The sequence below is a fragment of the Georgenia soli genome, assembly GCF_002563695.1.
In the GTDB taxonomy this organism is placed as follows: domain Bacteria; phylum Actinomycetota; class Actinomycetes; order Actinomycetales; family Actinomycetaceae; genus Georgenia; species Georgenia soli.
In genome coordinates this window covers 1,549,559-1,567,662 of the sequence record NZ_PDJI01000004.1, presented here as the reverse complement: position 1 = coordinate 1,567,662, position 18,104 = coordinate 1,549,559, and the positions used below count along the sequence as shown (strand labels likewise).

Below are 18,104 nucleotides of genomic sequence, written 5' to 3'. Positions count from 1 at the left end.
TGCGGGACCCTTCGTCGTCGGTCGTGCGTCGTGCGCGTGCGCCCTGGCGGGCAGGTGGTCCGCGCTGCTACTGGCGGGTGGTCTGCTTGCCGCCGGTCTCCTCGTCCTTCAGGCCCAGCATCGTCCCGGTGTTCACGACGGCGTTCTGCAGGTCACCGGTGACGAGGAAGGAGATACGGCGGGCGACGGAGACGCCGTGGTCGCCGAACCGCTCGAGGTAGCGCCCGAGCAGCACCGCGTCCACCAGCTGCTGGCGGGTGAGCTGCTCGTCGTCGTCCAGCACCACCTGGAAGGACTCGCGGTGGAGGCGGTCCAGGACGTCGTCGTCGGCCTCGATCTTCTCGGCCAGGTTGAGGTCGCGGGTCTCGAGGAGCTCGACCACCTGACGGGCCACCTTGACGGCCTGCTGGCCCATCTGCTGCAGGATCTGCTGCATCCGACCGGTCGAGGCGACCTCGGGGTAGCGGCCGCGGGCCACGTACGCGAGGTGACGGGCCAGGTCGCCCATGCGCTCCATCGTGGCGGACAGGCGCAGGGCGGAGACGACGATCCGCAGGTCCGTGGCCACCGGCTGCTGGCGGGCGAGGAGCGAGACGCCCCGCTCGTCCAGGCTGCGCTCGATCTCGTCGATGTGGCTGTCGGCGTCGATGACCTCCTCGGCGAGCGTGAGGTCCGCCGTCTCGAGCGACTGCGTGGCCTTCTCGATCGCCGAGCACATGAGCCGTGCCATCGTCAGCAGCTCCTCGCCGAGCTGCTCCATCTCTTGCTTGAAGATCTCACGCATCGCAGGCTCCTTCACGTTCATTCTCCCCGCCGCGAGCGGGATATCTGGCCTCTACCGTAGTCAAGCCCCACCCGGTGTACGACCGGTGGCGCCCAGATGAACCCCGGGTGTCTCCCCGGGACGGTCTCGGTGAACTCGCCCGCGCCGCCCTACTCTCATGGCATGGAGTTCTCGCAGATCCTCAGCTTCGTGCTGGTGGCTCTGCTCGTCGTCGCTGCCGGAATCATCGCGTTCCTCGTGAGTGAGCGCGAGCGGGGCGCTCACCGTCGACGGGACGAGGGTGACGGGCCGGACGACGTGGTCTCCGTGCTCTCGGTCCTCCCGCAGGCCGTCCTGGTCCTCGAGCCGGACGACGACGTGCAGCGCGCCAGCGCGGCCGCGTACTCCTACGGGCTGGTCCGCAACGACACCCTCGCCCACCCCGAGGTGCGGGAGATGGTCGCCGGCGTGCGCCGCGACGGGCACATCCGGGACGCCGAGCTGACCCTCACCCGCGGTCCGCTGGAGGGGGCCGGCACCCTGCGGATGCAGGTGCGGGTCGCCGCGCTGCGGCACGGCCGGGTCCTGGTGCTCGCCGAGGACCGCACCACCGCGCGGCGCCTGGAGGAGATCCGGCGCGACTTCACCGCCAACGTCTCCCACGAGCTGAAGACGCCCGTCGGCGCCCTGGGGCTGCTGGCCGAGACGGTCGCCGACGCGGCCGACGAGCCGGACACCGTGCGCCACTTCGCCGGCCAGATGCAGAAGGAGTCCGCCCGCCTCGCCGCCCTCGTCCAGGAGCTGATCGAGCTCTCCCGCCTGCAGGAGCCGGACGCGCTCGTCGACCCCGAGGTCGTCGATCTGGACGAGGTGGTGGCCGAGGCCGTCGACCGCGTCCGCGTCGAGGCGATGTCCCGCAAGGTGACCCTGGTGCTCGGCGGGGCGAAGGGTGTGAAGGTCTACGGGGACGCGGCCCTGCTGACGACGGCGGTGCGCAACCTGCTCGACAACGCCATCCGGTACTCCGGCCCCACGGGCCGGGTGTCGGTCGGGGTCTCGTGCCGCGACGCCCTGGTCCGGGTCGCCGTCGTCGACCAGGGCGCCGGCATCTCCGCGGAGCAGCGCGAGCGCGTGTTCGAGCGGTTCTACCGCGGTGACGAGGCACGCTCCCGGGAGACCGGCGGCTCCGGGCTGGGCCTGAGCATCGTCAAGCACATCGCCAACGACCACGGCGGACGCGTCGAGCTGTGGTCGACCGAGGGGAAGGGCTCGACGTTCACCCTCGTGCTGCCGCAGGCCTTCGAGCCGGACCGGCCCGACGAGGCGCCGCACACGCACGACGACGCAGCTGACGTGCCCGGGCGGCGCACCGCCGCCCGGGGGCCTGACGCGATGGAGGAAGCGCACTGATGACGACGATCCTGCTGGTGGAGGACGAGACCTCGTACCGGGAGCCGCTCACGTTCAAGCTCGAGCGCGACGGCTACGAGGTGGTCGCGGTGGCCGACGGCCGGGACGCGCTCACCGCGTTCGACCGCGGCGGCGTCGACCTCGTCCTCCTGGACCTCATGCTGCCCGGCCTGTCGGGCACGGAGGTGTGCCGGCAGCTCCGCCAGCGCAGCAACGTCCCGGTCATCATGCTGACGGCGAAGGACAGCGAGATCGACAAGGTGGTCGGGCTGGAGATCGGAGCCGACGACTACGTCACCAAGCCCTACTCCTACCGGGAGCTCGTCGCCCGCGTGCACGCCGTGCTGCGCCGCGGCGCCGGGCCGGACGACCTCGCCGAGCCGGCCGTGCTCGGCGTCGGGCGGGTGCGCATGGACGTCGACCGGCACGAGCTGACCGTCGGCGACGAGCCGGTGGCCATGCCGCTGCGCGAGTTCGAGCTGCTCGAGCTGTTCCTGCGCAACCCGGACCGGGTGCTCACGCGCGGGCAGCTGATCGACCGGATCTGGGGCGCCAACTACGTGGGCGACACCAAGACGCTCGACGTCCACGTCAAGCGGGTGCGCGCGAAGATCGAGGTCGACCCGTCCCGCCCGACGATGCTGCAGACGGTGCGCGGCCTGGGCTACAAGCTGGTGACCCCCGAGGCCTGAGCCGGTCCCGGACGATCCCTACGGACGAGCCCCCGGGACGCTGGTGCGTCCCGGGGGCTCCGACGTCGGCTCCGTCGTCGTCAGGTCAGGCCTGGTCGAGGAACTCGTCGTAGGGCGGGATGGTGCCGTCGAGCACGGGGACCTCGACCTTGAAGTCTCCGACGGTGGGGTCCGAGACGGTCGTGGAGATCGTCGAGCCGGGGGCGGCGTCGACGCTCTGCGTGGTGATGCCGGCGTCGGTGAAGTTGACGTGGTCGCCGGCGTCCACGCGGACGGGCACGCTGGCGCCGCCGCCCTCGAAGGAGAACGAGATCTCGACGTCCTCGGGGGACCGGTTCACCACCGCGCCGAGCAGGTGGCCCGGCTGGCCCTCACCCTCGGTGAGGATCATGAGGTTCTCCACCGAGACCTCGTCCGTCACGGCGACGCGGATGCCGTCGCTGGGCGCGTACGGGTGCGCGGTGGTGATGGGGCTCGCGACCGAGCAGCCGGCCAGGGTGAGCGTGCCGCCCAGGGCGATCAGGGCGGCCAGGCGAGTGCGGGTGAAGCGGGCCAAGGGATCTCCTTCGTCTGACGATCGGGACAGCGCGCAGGCCCTCCCAGGGGGAGGTTACCCGAGACCACCGGCCCGGTTCTGTCGCGTCTCTCACGAGCCGCAGAATCTCGCCACTTTTCCGTGTTAGACTTGGGTCCTTAGCGACTGAAGGAGCCTTAACACTATGACCTTCGCTGTCGGCGAGACCGTCGTCTATCCCCACCACGGGGCTGCGCTCATCGAGGACATCTCCACCCGCGTCATCCGCGGCGAGGAGAAGATGTACCTGCACCTCAGGGTCGCGCAGGGCGACCTGACCATCCAGGTCCCGGCCGAGAACGTCGATCTGGTCGGGGTGCGTGACGTTGTCGGCGCCGAGGGGCTCGAGAAGGTGTTCGACGTGCTCCGCGCGCCCTACACCGAGGAGCCGACCAACTGGTCGCGCCGGTACAAGGCCAACGTCGAGAAGATCGCCTCCGGCGACATCATCAAGGTGGCCGAGGTCGTGCGTGACCTCTCCCGTCGTGACACCGACCGCGGCCTGTCCGCCGGCGAGAAGCGCATGCTGGCCAAGGCTCGTCAGATCCTCGTCTCCGAGCTCGCCCTCGCGGAGAAGACCGAGGAGGACAAGGCCGAGGCCATCCTGGACGACGTCCTCGCCTCCTGAGTCTCGAGTGAGCTCGATCCGCGCGCGCGTGGTGGCCTGTGCCGCCACGCGCGCCGTGCTTTCCGCCCGCGTCGCGGGTGGCCCGCGGCTGTACGCCGGGGCAGTGACGGCATGACCTCGGCCGCCGTCCTGACCGCCGCGGGTTCCGGCACCCGTCTCGGCCACGCCGTGCCCAAGGGCCTCGTGGAGCTCGACGGCGAGCCGCTGGTCCTCCGTGCCGCACGCGGGCTGGCCGACGCAGGCTGCCTCGGTGCCGTCGTCGTCACCGTCCCCGCGGCGGAGGCCGCGACCTTCGCGACCCTCTTCCCCGCGGGCACCGTCCCGGGGACCGACGTGCCCGTGCGGGTGGTGCCCGGCGGCCCCACCCGGCAGGCCTCCGTCGCCGCCGGCCTCGCGGCGCTGGACCCCGACGTCGACGTGGTGCTCGTGCACGACGCCGCCCGCTGCCTCACCCCGCCCTCCCTCGTCCGGGCCGTCGAGGGCGCGGTGCGCGCCGGGCACCGCGCGGTGGTCCCCGCCCTGCCGGTCACCGACACCGTCAAGCGGGTCGGGACCGCGGGCGTCGACGGCGCGGCCCCCGTCGTGGCGACGGTCGACCGTTCCGACCTGCGCGCCGTCCAGACCCCGCAGGGCTTCGACAGGGCCCTCCTCGACGCCGCCCACGCGGCCGGTGCCCACCGCGCGGCCGACGAGGCCGTGGCCGTCTCCGACGATGCGGGCCTGGTGGAGGCCGTGGGGGAGCGGGTGTGGGTGGTCCCGGGCGACGAGCGCGCCCTGAAGATCACCACCCCGCGGGACCTGGCGCTCGCGACGCTTCTCGTGCGCGACGCGGGTGTCCCGTCCGGCGCGGCGGACGACCGCGCCCCCGTGCCGCGCGCCTGAGGGCGGCCGCGCCTGGTGCCCCGCGCCTGAGGTCCGCGGGGCGCCGTTAACCTGTCCGGCATGCAGCTGCCACGCACCGGGATCGGGACCGACGTCCACGCCTTCGCCCCGGAGGGCTCCGGCCGTCCGATGCGGCTCGCGTGCCTGGACTGGCCCGGCGAGGTGGGCCTCGAGGGGCACTCCGACGCCGACGTCGCCGCTCACGCCGCCTGCGACGCGCTCTTCTCCGCCGCCGGGCTGGGGGACCTGGGCACCCAGTTCGGGACCTCCGACCCGGAGTGGTCCGGTGCGTCCGGGGCCAGCATGCTCGCCGAGACCGCCCGCCGGCTGGCCGAGGCAGGCTGGGAGATCGGCAACGTCGCCGTCCAGGTGGTCGGGGTCCGCCCGCGGATCGGCCGCCGCCGCGCGGAGGCGGAGGCGGCCATGTCCGAGGCGCTCGGTGCGCCGGTCTCGCTCTCGGCCACCACCACCGACGGGCTCGGGTTCACGGGCCGCGCCGAGGGGGTGGCGGCGGTCGCCACCGCGCTCGTGGTGCGGGCGCCGCTCGAGGCCGCCTGACCGGCGCGCCGGCCGCTCAGGCCACCGGCGGCTGCACCAGGGCGCTGTCGCGCCGGGTGCGCGAGCGCACGGGCAGCAGGAGCAGCAGACCGGCGAGCAGCACCGCGACGATGCCGACGATGCCCCAGTACTGGACCTCGTCGGAGGTGGCGGCCCCGTTGACGGCCATGCCGAGGGTGAGGGCGAGGGAGAAGGCCGCCGGTGCCATGAAGCTCACCGCCCGGCCGGTGGTGGCGTAGAGGCCGAAGACCTGACCCTCGTGGCCGGCCGGGATGAGCCGGGCGAGGAAGGTGCGGGAGGCCGACTGGGCCGGGCCGACGAAGATGCACAGCACCAGCCCGAGCACCCAGAAGAGCATGGTGCCCAGCTCGTGCAGGAAGAAGATGCCCGTCCCCGCCACGATCATCGACGCGAGCGACAGCACGATGACGCGCTTCGGGCCGAGCCGGTCGTCCAGCGCCCCGAAGAGGATCGTCGCCACGCCGGCGACGAGGTTCGCGGCCACCCCGAACACGATGACCTGGCCGGCGTCGAAGCCGAACGTGCCGGCGGCGATGACCCCGCCGAACGTGAACACCCCGGCCAGGCCGTCCCGGAAGACCGCCGAGGCGAGCAGGAAGTACACGGTGTTGCGGTCCGTGCGCCACAGGTCCGCGACGGAGCGGAACAGCAGCCGGTAGGACTCCACCAGGCCCGTGCGCCCGCCGGCCGTGCGGGGGCCCCGCTCGTCGCGCACCGTGAGGATGACCGGGAGGGAGAACAGGAGCGTCCAGACGGCGCAGATCAGCATGGTGACGCGGACGTCCATGCCGTTCTCGCCGGTGATGCCGAACATCCCCACCTCCGGGCTGATGAGCCCGAAGTAGACGATGAGCAGCAGCACGATCCCGCCGATGTAGCCCAGGCCCCAGCCCAGCCCGGAGACCCGGCCGACGGTGCTCGGCGTGGAGATCTGGTTGAGCATGGCGTTGTAGTTCACGGACGCGAACTCGAAGAAGATGTTGCCGGCGGCCAGGAGCAGCAGGCCGAGCCACAGCAGGTCCGGCGTCGGCGCGACGAGGAACATCGCGGCCGAGGTCGCGACCACCAGGAGCGTGTTGACGGTCAGCCAGAAGGTCCGGCGCCCGGAACGGTCCGCCCGCTGCCCGCTGACCGGTGCGAACACCGCCACCAGCAGGCCGGCCGCGGCCAGCGCCCACCCGAGCTTCTGGTCGGCGCCGGGACCGAAGGCGTCGGAGGTGAGGTAGACGGTGAACACGAACGTGGTGATGACCGCGTTGAACGCCGCCGAGCCCCAGTCCCACAGGCCCCAGGCGTACACGGGCCAGCCGAAGCGGCGGGCTGGGGCGGCCCCGGCGGGCGACGGCAGCGACGTCTCAGGCGTTCTCACACCGCGAACCGTAGCGGGACGAGGGGTCCTCGGGGTGACGAACCGGCGGTATTCGGACGGCGCCGGGCGTGTGCGCCGTCGTCGGCGACGTGCGGCCGTCACCGGAAAGGCTGCGCGGGCGCGCCCCGGTAGCCTGGGCGGGTGAGCCTGAGACTGTACGACTCCGCGACGCGGTCGGTGCGCCCCTTCGAGCCCCTCGAGCCGGGGAAGGTCGGCATCTACCTGTGCGGGGCCACGGTCCAGGGGTCTCCACACATCGGCCACATGCGCGCCTCGATCGCGTTCGACGTCCTGGTGCGCTGGCTCCGCCGCACGGGCCTGGACGTCACCCTCATCCGCAACGTCACCGACATCGACGACAAGATCCTCACGAAGTCCGCCGAGGCGGGCTGCCCGTGGTGGGCGTGGGCCTACCGGTTCGAGCAGGAGTTCACCGCCGCCTACGACGCCCTCGGCGTGGAGCGGCCCACCTACGAGCCCCGCGCCACCGGCCACATCACCGAGATGGTCGAGCTCATGCAGCAGATCGTCGAGAAGGGGCACGCCTACCGCGGCGCGGAGGGCAACGTCTACTTCGACGTGCGCTCGCTGCCGGAGTACGGCTCCCTGACCCGTCAGGCGCTGGAGAACATGTCCGTCTCCGACGACGGCGACGCCGAGCCCGACAAGCGTGACCCGCGCGACTTCGCGCTGTGGAAGGCGCCCAAGCCGGGGGAGCCCGCGACCGCTGCGTGGCCGACGCCGTTCGGGCGGGGCCGGCCCGGCTGGCACCTCGAGTGCTCAACGATGGCGCGCCGCTACCTCGGCGAGAGCTTCGACATCCACGGCGGCGGCATCGACCTGCGCTTCCCGCACCACGAGAACGAGCAGGCCCAGTCCCACGCCGCCGGGCTCGGCTTCGCGCGCTACTGGGTCCACAACGCGTGGGTCACCACCGGCGGGGAGAAGATGAGCAAGTCGCTCGGCAACTCCCTCGTGGTCTCGGAGGTGCTGGCCCGCACCGACGCCGCCGTCCTGCGCTACGCCCTCGGCACCGTCCACTACCGCTCCACCGTCGAGTTCTCCGACGTCACGGTCGCCGAGGCGGCCGGGTCCTGGGAACGTTTTGCCGGGTTCGTCAAGCGCGCCGTCGAACGGGTCGGCGAGGTGCCCGCCGAGGAGATCGCCGCGCAGGGACCCGGGCAGCTGCCCGAGGCGTTCGTGGAGGCGATGGACGACGACCTGAACATCTCCGCCGCCCTGGCCGTGGTGCACGAGCACCTGCGGGCCGGGAACACCGCGCTGGCCGAGCGCGACGACGTGACCACCCGCGCCGCCCAGGTGCAGGTGCGGTCCATGCTCGACGTGCTCGGGCTGGACCCCCTGGCCGCGCCGTGGCGCGGCGGCGGCAACGCCGAGGACTCGGCCCACCACACCGCCCTCGACACCCTCGTCACCGCGGTCCTCGCCGAGCGCGACGAGGCTCGCGCCACGAAGGACTGGGCGCGGGCGGACGCGCTGCGCGACCGCCTGGCCGACGCCGGGGTGGTCGTCGAGGACTCCGCCGGCGGAGCCCGCTGGCACCTGAAAGGAACAAGCTGATGGCAGGTAACTCCCAGCGCCGCGGCGCCGTGCGCAAGCCGGGGTCGAAGAAGGAACGGACCGTCGGGTCGGGCGGGCAGCGCCGTCGGGCGCTCGAGGGCCGCGGGCCCACGCCGAAGGCGGAGGACCGCCCCTACCACCCGGCGGCCAAGAAGAAGGCGGCCGCCGAACGCAAGGAGGCACGCCAGAGCGGCACCCGCGTCGCCGGGCGGGACGCCGGCCGGGAGGCGCGGGAGGCGGCCCGCAGCGCCTCGCTGACGGCGAAGGTGCGCGGCGCCCTCGGCGTCGGCGGCGACCACGAGGTCATCTCCGGCCGCAACCCCGTCACCGAGGCCGTGCGCGCGGGCATCCCGCTCGGGAAGGTCTTCCTCGCCGGCGGCATGATGACCGACGAGCGCGTCGCCGAGGTGGTGCGCACGGCCACCGCGCTGGGCGCCCCGCTCGTCGAGGTGTCCCGGTCCGACCTGGACCACCTCACCGACGGCGCCGTCCACCAGGGCGTGGCGATCGAGGTGCCCCCCTACGCCTACCGCGACGTCGCCGACCTCCTCGCCCGCGCCGAGCGCGCGAACCACCCGCCGCTCATCGTCGCCCTCGACGGCGTCACCGACCCCCACAACCTCGGGGCCGTCCTGCGCAGCTCCGGCGCGTTCGGGGCCGACGGCATCGTCGTGCCGGAGCGCCGCTCCGCGGGCGTGACCGCGGCGGCCTGGAAGGTCTCTGCCGGCGCCGCCGCACGCGTGCCGGTGGCCCGGGTGACGAACCTCGTCCGGGCGCTGAAGGAGCTCAAGGAGGCCGGCTGCTTCGTCGTCGGGCTCGACGGCGGAGGACCGGTCGCCGTCGGCGAGCTCGAGCTGGCCACCGAGCCCCTGGTGCTCGTCACCGGCTCGGAGGGCAAGGGCCTGAGCCGCCTGGTGCGGGAGACCTGCGACGTCGTCGCCTCCATCCCGATCGGCGCGTCCGTGGAGTCGCTCAACGCCGCCGTGGCCACCGGGATCGCCCTGTACGAGGTGGCGCGCCGTCGCCGGGAGAGCTGACGTGGCCGGACCGTGGAACCGCGCCGAGGGCGTGCTGGTGGCCACCCGGCTCGACCCCGACGCCGTGGCCGCCCACCTGGCGGCCGCCGGGGTCCTGGCACGGCTGGAGTGGTACCCCGGCACCGAGCACCTGCTCTCGCTCTCGGTGCTGACCGACCCGGCCGGGTCGGTCGGCGCCGCCGGCGAGGGGCAGGTCGTGGCCGGTCCCACGCTCCCGGAGCTGGTCGAGGAGCTGCAGGCCACGTTCGACGCCGACGTGCTCATGGACGGCGTGCCCGCCGGCCACGAGGCCGACTGGACGATCACCGAGGAGGGCATCACCCTCGGCCCGGGCGCGCGCGAGGCCACCCCCGAGGACGGCGCCATCCCCGGCGTGGTGGAGGAGGAGGACACCGCCCACGACGCCCGCACGGTGGTGCTCACCCCCATGCCCGTCCACCAGGTGCCCCTGCATGCCACGCTGCTGGGCCGGCCGGTCACGGTGGCCGAGCAGCCGGTGGACGGCGAGCCGCGCCGGCTCGTCATGACCACCGGCCCGGGCCGCGAGCTCGGGGTGCACGGCTGGGACGCCGACGCCTACCCGGTGCTGCGGCTGCAGGTCGACGCGGAGGACCGCACCGCCCTCCTGCTGCCCGGCCCGGACTCCGACGTGGATGAGCGGGAGGGCGGCGTCGCCGTCTTCAGCTGGTCCATGCGCAGCCGGTACGTGCTCCCCGACGACGCCGCCGGGCCCGTGCGCACGCTCGTCGAGGACCTCCTCGGCGACGGCGAGGACGCGGCCGCGTTCGCCGCCGCGGTCCCCGGTGCCGACCCGGCCGCCGTCGCGGCGTCCTTCGCGCTGCCCGGGGCGGACGGTCTCGCCGCCTTCGTCGCCGCGCTCGGGCTGCCGCCCGCCGTGGCCGACGTGCTGGAGGGGCGCGCCGAGCCGGCGGACCTCGAGGGTGCCCGCACCCACGAGGCGGAGCGGCTGCCCCGGGCCGCGGCGCAGTCCGCCCGGCTGGCCCTCGAGGGCCAGCCCCCCATGGCGCCGTCGACCCGGACCGCGCTGCGGGCGGGCGCCGTCGGTCTCGGCGCGCTCGCCGTCGTGGCGATGGTCATGGCGCGGCGCGGCCGCCGCGGCTGAGACCGCTCAGGCGCGGAGCGGGGCCAGGACCCGGAACGGCCGCCGGACCCGGGAGCGGCACAGGACCCTCAGAAGTCGACGGCGGGCATCTCGACCGAGTCGCGGTCGAGGAAGGTCCGCTCGTCCGGGCGGTGGCGCAGCACCTTGTCGACGTAGGAGCCGACGGCCTCCGCCATGGGCACGTCGCGGGCCTGCTGCTGCGAGATGAACCAGCGGTGCTCGAGGACCTCGTGGAAGATCTCGGCCGGCTCGAGCTTGCGGCGCAGGTCGCGCGGGACCGCCTGGACGGTGGGGTTGAAGACCTCGTCGAGCCAGTCGTGCGCGACGATCGTCAGGTCGTCGTTCTGCCGGTCGGTCTCCGCCCGGTAGCTCTCCAGGTCGTTGAGCATGCGGCGCGCCTGGTTCTCCTGCACGTCCAGGCCGGTCAGCCGCATGATCTGGCGGTGGTAGTGCCCGGCGTCGACGACCTTGGGCTGGATGGAGACGGTCGTGCCGTCCACGTCGGTGGTGATGGTCAGCTCGCCGACGTCGAAGCCCAGGTCGTTGAGGCGGTTGATGCGCTCGGTCACCCGCTGGCGCTCGGTGGAGCCGAAGGACTCCTCGCGCGTGAGCTCCGCCCACAGCGACTCGTAGCGCTCGACGATCTGGTTGCCCACCTCGATCACGTCGACGTCCTCGTCGAGCATCTCGCCGGCCTGGAGGTCCATGAGCTCGCCGATGATGTTCGTGCGCGCCAGGTCGAGGTCGTAGCCGCGCTGGCCTGGGGTGAGCGAGGGATGGAGCTCGCCGGTCTCCGCGTCCACCAGGTAGGCGGCGAGGGCGCCCGCGTCGCGGCGGAACAGCGTGTTCGAGAGGGAGACGTCGCCCCAGTAGAAGCCGAGCAGGTGCAGCCGCACGAGCAGCACGCTGAGGGCGTCGATGAGGCGGCCCGCGGTCTCGGGGCGCATGTACTGGCTGAAGAGCGCGCGGTAGGGCAGGGAGTACTGGAGGTGCTCGGTCACCAGCACCGAGTTCAGCTCCTCCCCGTCCGGCGAGCTCCGCCCGGTGATGACGGCGAGGGGCTGGACCGCCGGGGCCTCCAGGCGACCGAGCGAGCGCAGCTGCTCGTACTCGTGGTAGGCCACCGACTCGCCGATCTCCTTCACGGCGATGATCCGGCCCGAGAGCCGCACGAAGCGCACGACGTGCCGGGAGATGCCGCGGGGCAGCGCGGCGAGGACCTCCGTCGGCCACTCCTCCAGCGGGACCTCCCACGGGAGGTCGAGCAGCGCCGGATCCACCCGTGCGGCGGTGATCTGGAGCTGCTGTGCCATGAGGTCATTCTCCCCGCTGGCCCCACCTCCGCGGGCGGGCTCAAGGGCTGTTCGGAGTGTGAGGTTCGTCCGGTCGCGGCGGCCGGTACGGCCAATCTACCGGCCGGCACGGAGGAGGGGCGGGCCCGAGGACCCGCCCCTCTCGCGAGACGTCAAGTTCTCCCTGAGTCGTCAACTTCTCCGTGAGTCGTCAAGTCCTCCCTGAGACGTCAACCTCTCCGCGAGACGTCACCACTCACGGCGACGTCGTGCACGTGCCCGCCGGTGCGGCGGGCCGAGGTGCTACTGCGGCAGGCGCTCGCCGGTGGCGGACGAGAACGCGTGCTGCTCGCCCTCGCGGATGCGCACGAAGATCTTGTCGCCCTTCATCGGCACGTCGCGCGGGTCGATGCGCACGATGATCTGGTCGGAGTCCTCGCCGGAGCCGAGGTGCTCGTTGAGCTCCCGCGAGCCCGCGAGCTCGCCGTAGACGAAGGCGTCCGAGCCGAGCTCCTCGACGAGGTTGACGGTCACCGGGATGGCGCCGTCGCCCTCGGGGACCCGGTCGAGGGACTCCGGCCGGAAGCCGAGGATGACCTTGCCCTTGTCGGCGTCCGTCAGGGCGCTGATGGTCGAGCGGGAGAGCGGCACGTGGGCCTCGCCGAGGACCGCCTGGCCGTTCTCGACGCGGAAGTCGCCGAGGTTCATGGCGGGGGAGCCGATGAAGCCGGCGACGAAGACGTTGGCCGGGGTGTCGTACATCTCCCGCGGGGTGCCGACCTGCTGGAGGAGGCCGTCCTTGAGCACCGCGATGCGGTCGCCCATGGTCAGGGCCTCGGTCTGGTCGTGCGTGACGTAGACCGTGGTGACGCCCAGCCGGCGCTGCAGCGAGGCGATCTGGGTGCGGGTCTGGACGCGGAGCTTGGCGTCGAGGTTGGACAGCGGCTCGTCCATGAGGAACACGCGCGGCTGGCGGACGATCGCGCGGCCCATGGCCACACGCTGACGCTGACCGCCGGAGAGCGCCTTCGGCTTGCGCTGGAGGTACTCGCTCAGGTCGAGGATCTTCGCGGCCTCCTTGACGCGCTGCTCGATCTCGGCCTTCGGGGTGCCGGCGATCTTCAGCGCGAAGCCCATGTTGTCCGCGACGGACATGTGCGGGTAGAGCGCGTAGTTCTGGAAGACCATGGCGATGTCACGGTCCTTGGGCTGGACGTCGGTGACGTCACGGTCGCCGATGAAGATGCGGCCGGAGTTGACGTCCTCCAGGCCCGCGAGCATGCGCAGCGAGGTGGACTTGCCGCAGCCGGAGGGGCCGACGAGGACCAGGAACTCGCCGTCGGCGACCTCCAGGTCGAGGGCGTCGACCGCGGGGCGCTCGGAGCCCGGGTAGATGCGGGTGGCTTTGTCGAACGTGACGGAGGCCATGGTGATGTACATCCCTTCACCGGCAGGTACGTGCCGGACGATCCGTAGTGAAGAGTGCCGAGAGAGGTGTCCGCTCTGACACAGCGAACCGCCGCGGACACCGGGGTCCGCGACAGCTGCCGGACCCATAGTGGCACACGAATGTTACGGGTGTGAGTCGTGGGTCCCTTGACGCAGCTCGAGGAGGCGGACCAGGACGGCGGAGAGCTCGTCCGGGTCGGCCACGCGGTACGCCGCCGCGGTGTCGCCGTCGCCGACCTTGATCGAGACGTCGCCCTCGCCCAGCACGGTGAAGGCGTCCTCGTCCGTGGTGTCGTCGCCGGCGTAGAGCACCGCGTCGACGCCGAGGGCGGAGCGCAGCTGCACCAGGGCGTCCCCCTTGGTCACCTCCAGGACGGCCATCTCCACGACCTCCTTGCCGACGACGACGCGCACGCCGTCCCGGGCCGCGGGCCCGGCGAGGGTGCGCTCGGTGAGGCGCTCGCCGGCCGCGCGCTCGGCCGGCCGGGTGTGGAGGACGACGGCGGCCGGCTTGACCTGCACCCACGCGCCCTCGACGTCGGCCGCCAGGGCCTCCGTCTCGCGCAGCAGCTCGGCCTTCAGCGCGGTCTGCTCCGCGGTGAGGTCGACGGGCTCGGCCTCCAGGGCGGTGCCGCCGCCGGGGGGGTCGACCACGCGGCCCCACTGGGCCCCGTGGGAGCCGATGACCCGGGTGCCGCCGGGCAGGCCGGCCAGCGCCACGAGGTCGCCCGCCTCGCGCCCCGAGACGAGGACCACCTCGACGCCCGGCTGCTGCGTGAGCCCGGCGACCGCCTGGGCCGACGCCGGCAGCATCCGCGACGTCGTCGGGTCCAGCACGATCGGGGCCAGCACGCCGTCGAAGTCGAGGGCGACCAGCACCCTCTCCCGCTCCGCGAACTCGCGCAGCGCGAGGTCGAGGGACTCCTCGAGGTGGGCGGTGAACAGCGGCGCCTCGACGCCGGGGCCGGGTACGCCGGCGTCGAAGGTGGCCGCTCCGCCGTCGTCCTCGGGGGAGCCGGCACGCGGGGCGCGGGAGTGGTCGGCGGTCACCGGGCGGCCTCCTGGGGGCTGGGGACGGACATCGGGCTGGGGACGGACATGGCGAGGTAGCCGAGGAAGTCGTCGGCCCACCGCTGGACGTCGTGCTCGAGGACCCGACGGCGCAGGCTGCGCATCCGGCGGCGCCCCTCCCGGGCGTCCATCCCGATGGCGCGCATGATCGTCGCCTTGGTCCCGTCGATGTCGTGCGGGTTGATCTGCAGCGCCTGGGTGAGCTCGTCCGCGGCCCCGGTGAACTCGGAGAGCACGAGCGCGCCGCCGAGGTCGGACCGGGCGGCCACGTACTCCTTGGCCACGAGGTTCATGCCGTCGCGCAGCGAGGTCACGAGCATGACGTCCGCCGCGCGGTACAGGGCCGCCATCTCCTCCATCGGGTAGGAGTGGTGCATGTAGTGCACCGCCGCCCGGCCGAGGGTGCCGAAGTCGCCGTTGATGCGCCCGACGGTCACCTCGACCTCGTCGCGGAGCTGGCGGTACTGCTCCACACGTTCGCGGGAGGGGCTCGCCACCTGGATCATGCACGCCTCGGGCACGCGCAGCTGGCCGTCCTCGAGGAGCTCCCCGAACGCCTTCAGGCGGTGGCGGATGCCCTTGGTGTAGTCGAGCCGGTCGACGCCGAGGAGGAGGACGTCCGGGCTGCCGAGCTCCTTGCGGATCTCCTTGGCGCGGGCCAGCACCTCGGGGGTGCGGGCCAGCTCGTCGAAGGAGGCCGCGTCGATCGAGATGGGGAACGCCTGGGCCCGGACGGTGCGGTCGGGCCGGGACCAGCGGCCGGGGACCGTCACCTGCGGGCCCTGGACGCGCAGGCCGGTCAGGCGGCGCACCGCCCGGAGGAAGTTCGCCGCGTCACCCGGGCGCTGGAAGCCGACGAGGTCCGCGCCGAGCAGCCCCTCGACCACCTGACGGCGCCACGGCAGCTGGGTGAAGATCTCCAGCGGGGGGAACGGGATGTGGTTGAAGAAGCCGATCTTCACGTCGGGGCGCAGCAGCCGCAGCACCGAGGGGACCAGCTGGAGCTGGTAGTCGTGCACCCAGACGGTCCCTCCGGGCGCGGCGGCCTCGGCGGCGGCCGCGGCGAAGCGGCGGTTGACCGAGACGTAGGTGTTCCACCAGGCGCGGTGGAACTCCGGCGGGACGATGACGTCGTGGTACAGCGGCCACAGCGTGCCGTTGGAGAAGCCCTCGTAGTAGGCCTCGATCTCGTCCTCGCTGAGCGTGACCGGCCACAGGCGCATGCCCTCGCCGTCGAAGGGCTCGTGCTCGAAGCCGGCCTGGCCGGACCAGCCGACCCAGGCGCCGTCGTTCTTCTGCATGATCGGCGCGAGCGCCGTCACGAGGCCGCCGGGCGAACGCTCCCAGCTCAGCGACCCGTCCGCGGCGACCGTGATGTCGACCGGGAGGCGGTTGGCCACGACGACGAACTCGTGTTCTCCGGCAGGCAAGGGGATCTGTGCTCCTTCACTCGGTTCCTGCCACCGTACCGGCGCCGTGACGCCGATGCCCGGCGGGGTACCTGGAGGAGGCATGGATCACGAGGGTGTGCGGGTAGGTAGCGTTGGAGCATGACGGAGCCGGAGCAGCAGGTGCGCGAGGTGGGCGGCTACCGCCTGCTGCGCCGCCTCGGTTCCGGCGGCATGGGCACCGTCCACGAGGCCGTCGACGCAGACGGGCGCCACGTGGCGCTGAAGCTCCTCCACCCCCACATCGGCACCGACCCCCAGGCGCGCCGCCGGCTCGCGCGGGAGGTCTCGCTCCTCCACCGCGTGCGCGACGCCGGGGTGGCCCGCGTGCTCGACGCCGAGGTCGAGGACGCCGAGGCGTTCGTCGTCACCGAGCTCGTCGACGGCCCGACGCTCGAGGAGGACGTGGCCGCGGACGGGCCCTTCTCCTCGCACGAGCTGTCGAACCTCGCCCACGGACTGGCGGAGGCGCTGCGGGCCATCCACGCGGTCGGCGTCGTCCACCGCGACCTCAAGCCCGGCAACGTGATGATGTCAGAGCACGGCCCGGTGGTCATCGACTTCGGCATCGCCCAGGTGGCCGACGACGCCCGGCTCACCCAGACCGGCATGGTCACCGGCACCCCCGGCTACCTCGACCCGGAGGTCATCGCCGGCGCCGAGCCCGCCCCGGAGTGCGACTGGTGGGGCTGGGCCGCCGTGCTCGTCTTCGCCGCCACGGGTCGGCCGCCGTTCGGTCGCGGACCCACCGGGGCGGTGCTCGCCCGCGTGGCCACCGGGAAGGTGGACACCGACGGGCTGCCCGAGGTGACCGCACGCGCGCTGCGCGCCGCGCTCGACCCCGACCCGGCCAGGCGTCTCGACCCCGACGGCGTGCTCGCCGTGCTGGACCGGACCTGGGGGGACGACCAGCTCACCCAGGTGATCGGGACGACGTCCGGGCACGCCGCCGCCGCTGGCGCGGCGGGCGCCGTGGCTGGTGCGGCCGGGGCCGCTGGTGGTGCGGCCGGGGCCGCGGGTGCCGGCGCAGCCGCCACGGGTCTCGTCACCGCGGGCCCCGCGACCCACCCCTTCGCCGACGGCACGCGCGCGTTCCGTGACGACCACGCCACCTCCGCGCTCCCGGGCGCGACGGCGGAGGACACCAGCGCGGGGGCCGCGACCCGGGCGCTCCCGGCCGAGCCCCGGGGCGTCCCCGCCGAGCCGGAGACCCGGGCCATCCCCGCCGAGCCGGCGACGCGGGCACTCCAGGCCGAGCCGGCGACCCGGGCCATCCCGGCCGAGCCGGCGACCAGGGCGCTCCCCGCCGAGCCGGCGACCCGCGTCATGCCGGCCGCCCCGCCCAGCTATCCCGTGGGGCGTGCCGGCACGCCGACCCAGGAGCCGCCCACCCGGATGCTGCCCCCGGTGACCGGCGACGTGGCGCAGCGCCCCGGCGCCGTGCAGCCGTACCCGGATACCCGGCAGCCGTACCCCGACAGCCAGCAGCCGTACGCGGGAGACGGGCGGTGGCCCGGCCCGCCCGGTCCGTCCCCCCACGGCGACGTGGCCTACCCGTACCCGCCGCAGGACCCGCGGCCGCCGCGCTGGGCGGTCCCGCCGCGCCGGCGCACGCTCACCGTGGCGGCCGTCGGGCTGGGCGTCAGCGCGGCCGCGGCCTCCTTCCCCGGGGTCTTCGCCCTGGTGGCGGCGGCGCTCCTCGTCCTGACGGCGACAACCGGGTGGGCCGGTCGGGCCCGCCGCTCCTCTCGGCTCCGGCGCGGCCCCCGGTCCGGCGACGACGCGAGGATGCTCGCCGGTCTGCCGTGGCACCTCGTCCGCGGGCTGCTCGCGCTTCTGCCCGGCGTGGTCCTCGGCGTGCTGCTCGGCGGGGTGGCCTGGTGGGTCGCCGGGCGGGCGCCGCTGTCGCTGGAGCCGGCCGTGCAGGAGCCCGCCGCGCTCTGGGCGGGCGCGCTCGTCGCGCTGCTCGTCGCCTGGCTGATGCCCTCGAGCCGGTCCGCCCGCGAGGGGGCCCGCGCGATGATCGACGTCCTCACGCCCACCCGCGGCTTCCGTGCGCTGCTCGTCGTCCTCGTGCTGGGGGTCGCGGCCGTCGTGGCCGTGCAGGTCGCGCTGGGTGCCGCACCGGTCGCCTCCTGGGCGCCGCTGCCGGAGCCCCCGCTGCCCTGACCGCGCCCGGCGCGGCGGTGCCGGAACCGGGCATCTC

The 18,104-nt window shown here is 73.7% G+C and carries 16 protein-coding genes; 9 read left to right on the top strand and 7 right to left on the bottom strand.

The genetic code is table 11. The features are described 5' to 3' along the window. Positions 1 to 67: 67 nt before the first annotated feature. Positions 68 to 784 carry a phosphate signaling complex protein PhoU gene (gene phoU, locus ATJ97_RS08325; RefSeq protein ID WP_098483352.1) on the bottom strand — a complete coding sequence of 239 codons (717 nt, stop codon included), beginning with the start codon at positions 782 to 784 and terminating at the stop codon, positions 68 to 70. A 162-nt stretch (positions 785 to 946) separates the two neighbouring features. On the opposite strand from phoU, the gene ATJ97_RS08320 reads away from it, so the two are divergent. Together ATJ97_RS08320 and ATJ97_RS08315 are read left to right on the top strand one after the other, a co-directional pair. Further along, entirely contained in the window at positions 947 to 2,173 is a 1,227-nt protein-coding gene (locus ATJ97_RS08320) for a sensor histidine kinase (protein WP_098483351.1), read from the top strand. Next, the gene (locus ATJ97_RS08315; RefSeq protein WP_098483350.1) at positions 2,173 to 2,865 is read left to right on the top strand and encodes a response regulator transcription factor; all 693 of its coding nucleotides are present in this window, start codon (positions 2,173 to 2,175) and stop codon (positions 2,863 to 2,865) included. Before ATJ97_RS08320 ends, ATJ97_RS08315 begins: the two co-directional genes overlap by 1 nt. Positions 2,866 to 2,950: 85 nt before the next feature. Here ATJ97_RS08315 and ATJ97_RS08310 read toward each other — a convergent pair whose 3' ends face one another. Beyond that, on the bottom strand, positions 2,951 to 3,421 hold the full coding sequence (locus ATJ97_RS08310) for a hypothetical protein (RefSeq protein WP_098483349.1): 471 nt from the start codon (positions 3,419 to 3,421) through the stop codon (positions 2,951 to 2,953). A gap of 163 nt (positions 3,422 to 3,584) precedes the next feature. On the opposite strand from ATJ97_RS08310, the gene ATJ97_RS08305 reads away from it, so the two are divergent. The 3 genes from ATJ97_RS08305 to ispF all read left to right on the top strand — a co-directional run bounded on the left by ATJ97_RS08305 (position 3,585) and on the right by ispF (position 5,507). Then, positions 3,585 to 4,067, top strand: coding sequence for a CarD family transcriptional regulator (locus tag ATJ97_RS08305; protein ID WP_043499258.1), 483 nt, complete (start codon positions 3,585 to 3,587; stop codon positions 4,065 to 4,067). 111 nt (positions 4,068 to 4,178) lie between these two features. Continuing rightward, positions 4,179 to 4,949: a 2-C-methyl-D-erythritol 4-phosphate cytidylyltransferase gene (ispD, locus tag ATJ97_RS20325; protein ID WP_098483348.1), complete on the top strand. Its 771-nt coding sequence runs from the start codon at positions 4,179 to 4,181 to the stop codon at positions 4,947 to 4,949. A gap of 60 nt (positions 4,950 to 5,009) precedes the next feature. After that, a complete protein-coding gene (gene ispF / locus ATJ97_RS20320; RefSeq protein ID WP_098483347.1) occupies positions 5,010 to 5,507 on the top strand; it encodes a 2-C-methyl-D-erythritol 2,4-cyclodiphosphate synthase in 498 nt (165 codons plus the stop codon). 16 nt (positions 5,508 to 5,523) lie between these two features. Here ispF and ATJ97_RS08290 read toward each other — a convergent pair whose 3' ends face one another. Next, on the bottom strand, positions 5,524 to 6,897 hold the full coding sequence (locus ATJ97_RS08290; RefSeq protein ID WP_098483346.1) for an MFS transporter: 1,374 nt from the start codon (positions 6,895 to 6,897) through the stop codon (positions 5,524 to 5,526). A gap of 141 nt (positions 6,898 to 7,038) precedes the next feature. On the opposite strand from ATJ97_RS08290, the gene cysS reads away from it, so the two are divergent. The 3 genes from cysS to ATJ97_RS08275 are packed head-to-tail and all read left to right on the top strand — an operon-like array spanning position 7,039 to position 10,638. Continuing rightward, positions 7,039 to 8,478, top strand: coding sequence for a cysteine--tRNA ligase (gene cysS, locus ATJ97_RS08285; RefSeq protein WP_098483345.1), 1,440 nt, complete (start codon positions 7,039 to 7,041; stop codon positions 8,476 to 8,478). Next, complete coding sequence (gene rlmB, locus ATJ97_RS08280) at positions 8,478 to 9,515, top strand: 23S rRNA (guanosine(2251)-2'-O)-methyltransferase RlmB (protein ID WP_098483344.1); 1,038 nt, start codon at positions 8,478 to 8,480, stop codon at positions 9,513 to 9,515. Before cysS ends, rlmB begins: the two co-directional genes overlap by 1 nt. Before the next feature lies 1 nt (position 9,516). Then, positions 9,517 to 10,638: a hypothetical protein gene (locus ATJ97_RS08275; protein ID WP_098483343.1), complete on the top strand. Its 1,122-nt coding sequence runs from the start codon at positions 9,517 to 9,519 to the stop codon at positions 10,636 to 10,638. A gap of 68 nt (positions 10,639 to 10,706) precedes the next feature. On the opposite strand, the gene ATJ97_RS08270 is transcribed toward ATJ97_RS08275, so the two are convergent. From ATJ97_RS08270 to ATJ97_RS19750, 4 genes are all read right to left on the bottom strand, one after another. Continuing rightward, complete coding sequence (locus tag ATJ97_RS08270; RefSeq protein ID WP_098483342.1) at positions 10,707 to 11,951, bottom strand: DUF4032 domain-containing protein; 1,245 nt, start codon at positions 11,949 to 11,951, stop codon at positions 10,707 to 10,709. A 282-nt stretch (positions 11,952 to 12,233) separates the two neighbouring features. Continuing rightward, complete coding sequence (locus tag ATJ97_RS08265) at positions 12,234 to 13,358, bottom strand: ABC transporter ATP-binding protein (protein ID WP_098485322.1); 1,125 nt, start codon at positions 13,356 to 13,358, stop codon at positions 12,234 to 12,236. Positions 13,359 to 13,502: 144 nt separating this feature from the next. After that, positions 13,503 to 14,429 carry a trehalose-phosphatase gene (gene otsB / locus ATJ97_RS19755; protein WP_170037276.1) on the bottom strand — a complete coding sequence of 309 codons (927 nt, stop codon included), beginning with the start codon at positions 14,427 to 14,429 and terminating at the stop codon, positions 13,503 to 13,505. After that, the gene (locus ATJ97_RS19750; RefSeq protein WP_170037273.1) at positions 14,426 to 15,880 is read right to left on the bottom strand and encodes an alpha,alpha-trehalose-phosphate synthase (UDP-forming); all 1,455 of its coding nucleotides are present in this window, start codon (positions 15,878 to 15,880) and stop codon (positions 14,426 to 14,428) included. The genes otsB and ATJ97_RS19750 overlap by 4 nt, the downstream gene beginning before the upstream one ends. A 120-nt stretch (positions 15,881 to 16,000) precedes the next feature. Between ATJ97_RS19750 and ATJ97_RS20315 the strand changes: the two genes are divergently transcribed. Next, complete coding sequence (locus ATJ97_RS20315; RefSeq protein ID WP_098483341.1) at positions 16,001 to 18,067, top strand: serine/threonine-protein kinase; 2,067 nt, start codon at positions 16,001 to 16,003, stop codon at positions 18,065 to 18,067. Positions 18,068 to 18,104 lie beyond the last annotated feature (37 nt).

Coding starts and splice junctions, on each gene's coding strand:
- ATJ97_RS08265 (WP_098485322.1), bottom strand. CDS start 13,358: ATGGCCTCCGTCACGTTCGACAAAGCCACCCGCATCTACCCGGGCTCC.
- ispF (WP_098483347.1), top strand. CDS start 5,010: ATGCAGCTGCCACGCACCGGGATCGGGACCGACGTCCACGCCTTCGCC.
- ATJ97_RS08305 (WP_043499258.1), top strand. CDS start 3,585: ATGACCTTCGCTGTCGGCGAGACCGTCGTCTATCCCCACCACGGGGCT.
- phoU (WP_098483352.1), bottom strand. CDS start 784: ATGCGTGAGATCTTCAAGCAAGAGATGGAGCAGCTCGGCGAGGAGCTG.
- rlmB (WP_098483344.1), top strand. CDS start 8,478: ATGGCAGGTAACTCCCAGCGCCGCGGCGCCGTGCGCAAGCCGGGGTCG.
- ATJ97_RS08320 (WP_098483351.1), top strand. CDS start 947: ATGGAGTTCTCGCAGATCCTCAGCTTCGTGCTGGTGGCTCTGCTCGTC.
- ispD (WP_098483348.1), top strand. CDS start 4,179: ATGACCTCGGCCGCCGTCCTGACCGCCGCGGGTTCCGGCACCCGTCTC.
- ATJ97_RS08270 (WP_098483342.1), bottom strand. CDS start 11,951: ATGGCACAGCAGCTCCAGATCACCGCCGCACGGGTGGATCCGGCGCTG.
- ATJ97_RS08315 (WP_098483350.1), top strand. CDS start 2,173: ATGACGACGATCCTGCTGGTGGAGGACGAGACCTCGTACCGGGAGCCG.
- ATJ97_RS20315 (WP_098483341.1), top strand. CDS start 16,001: ATGACGGAGCCGGAGCAGCAGGTGCGCGAGGTGGGCGGCTACCGCCTG.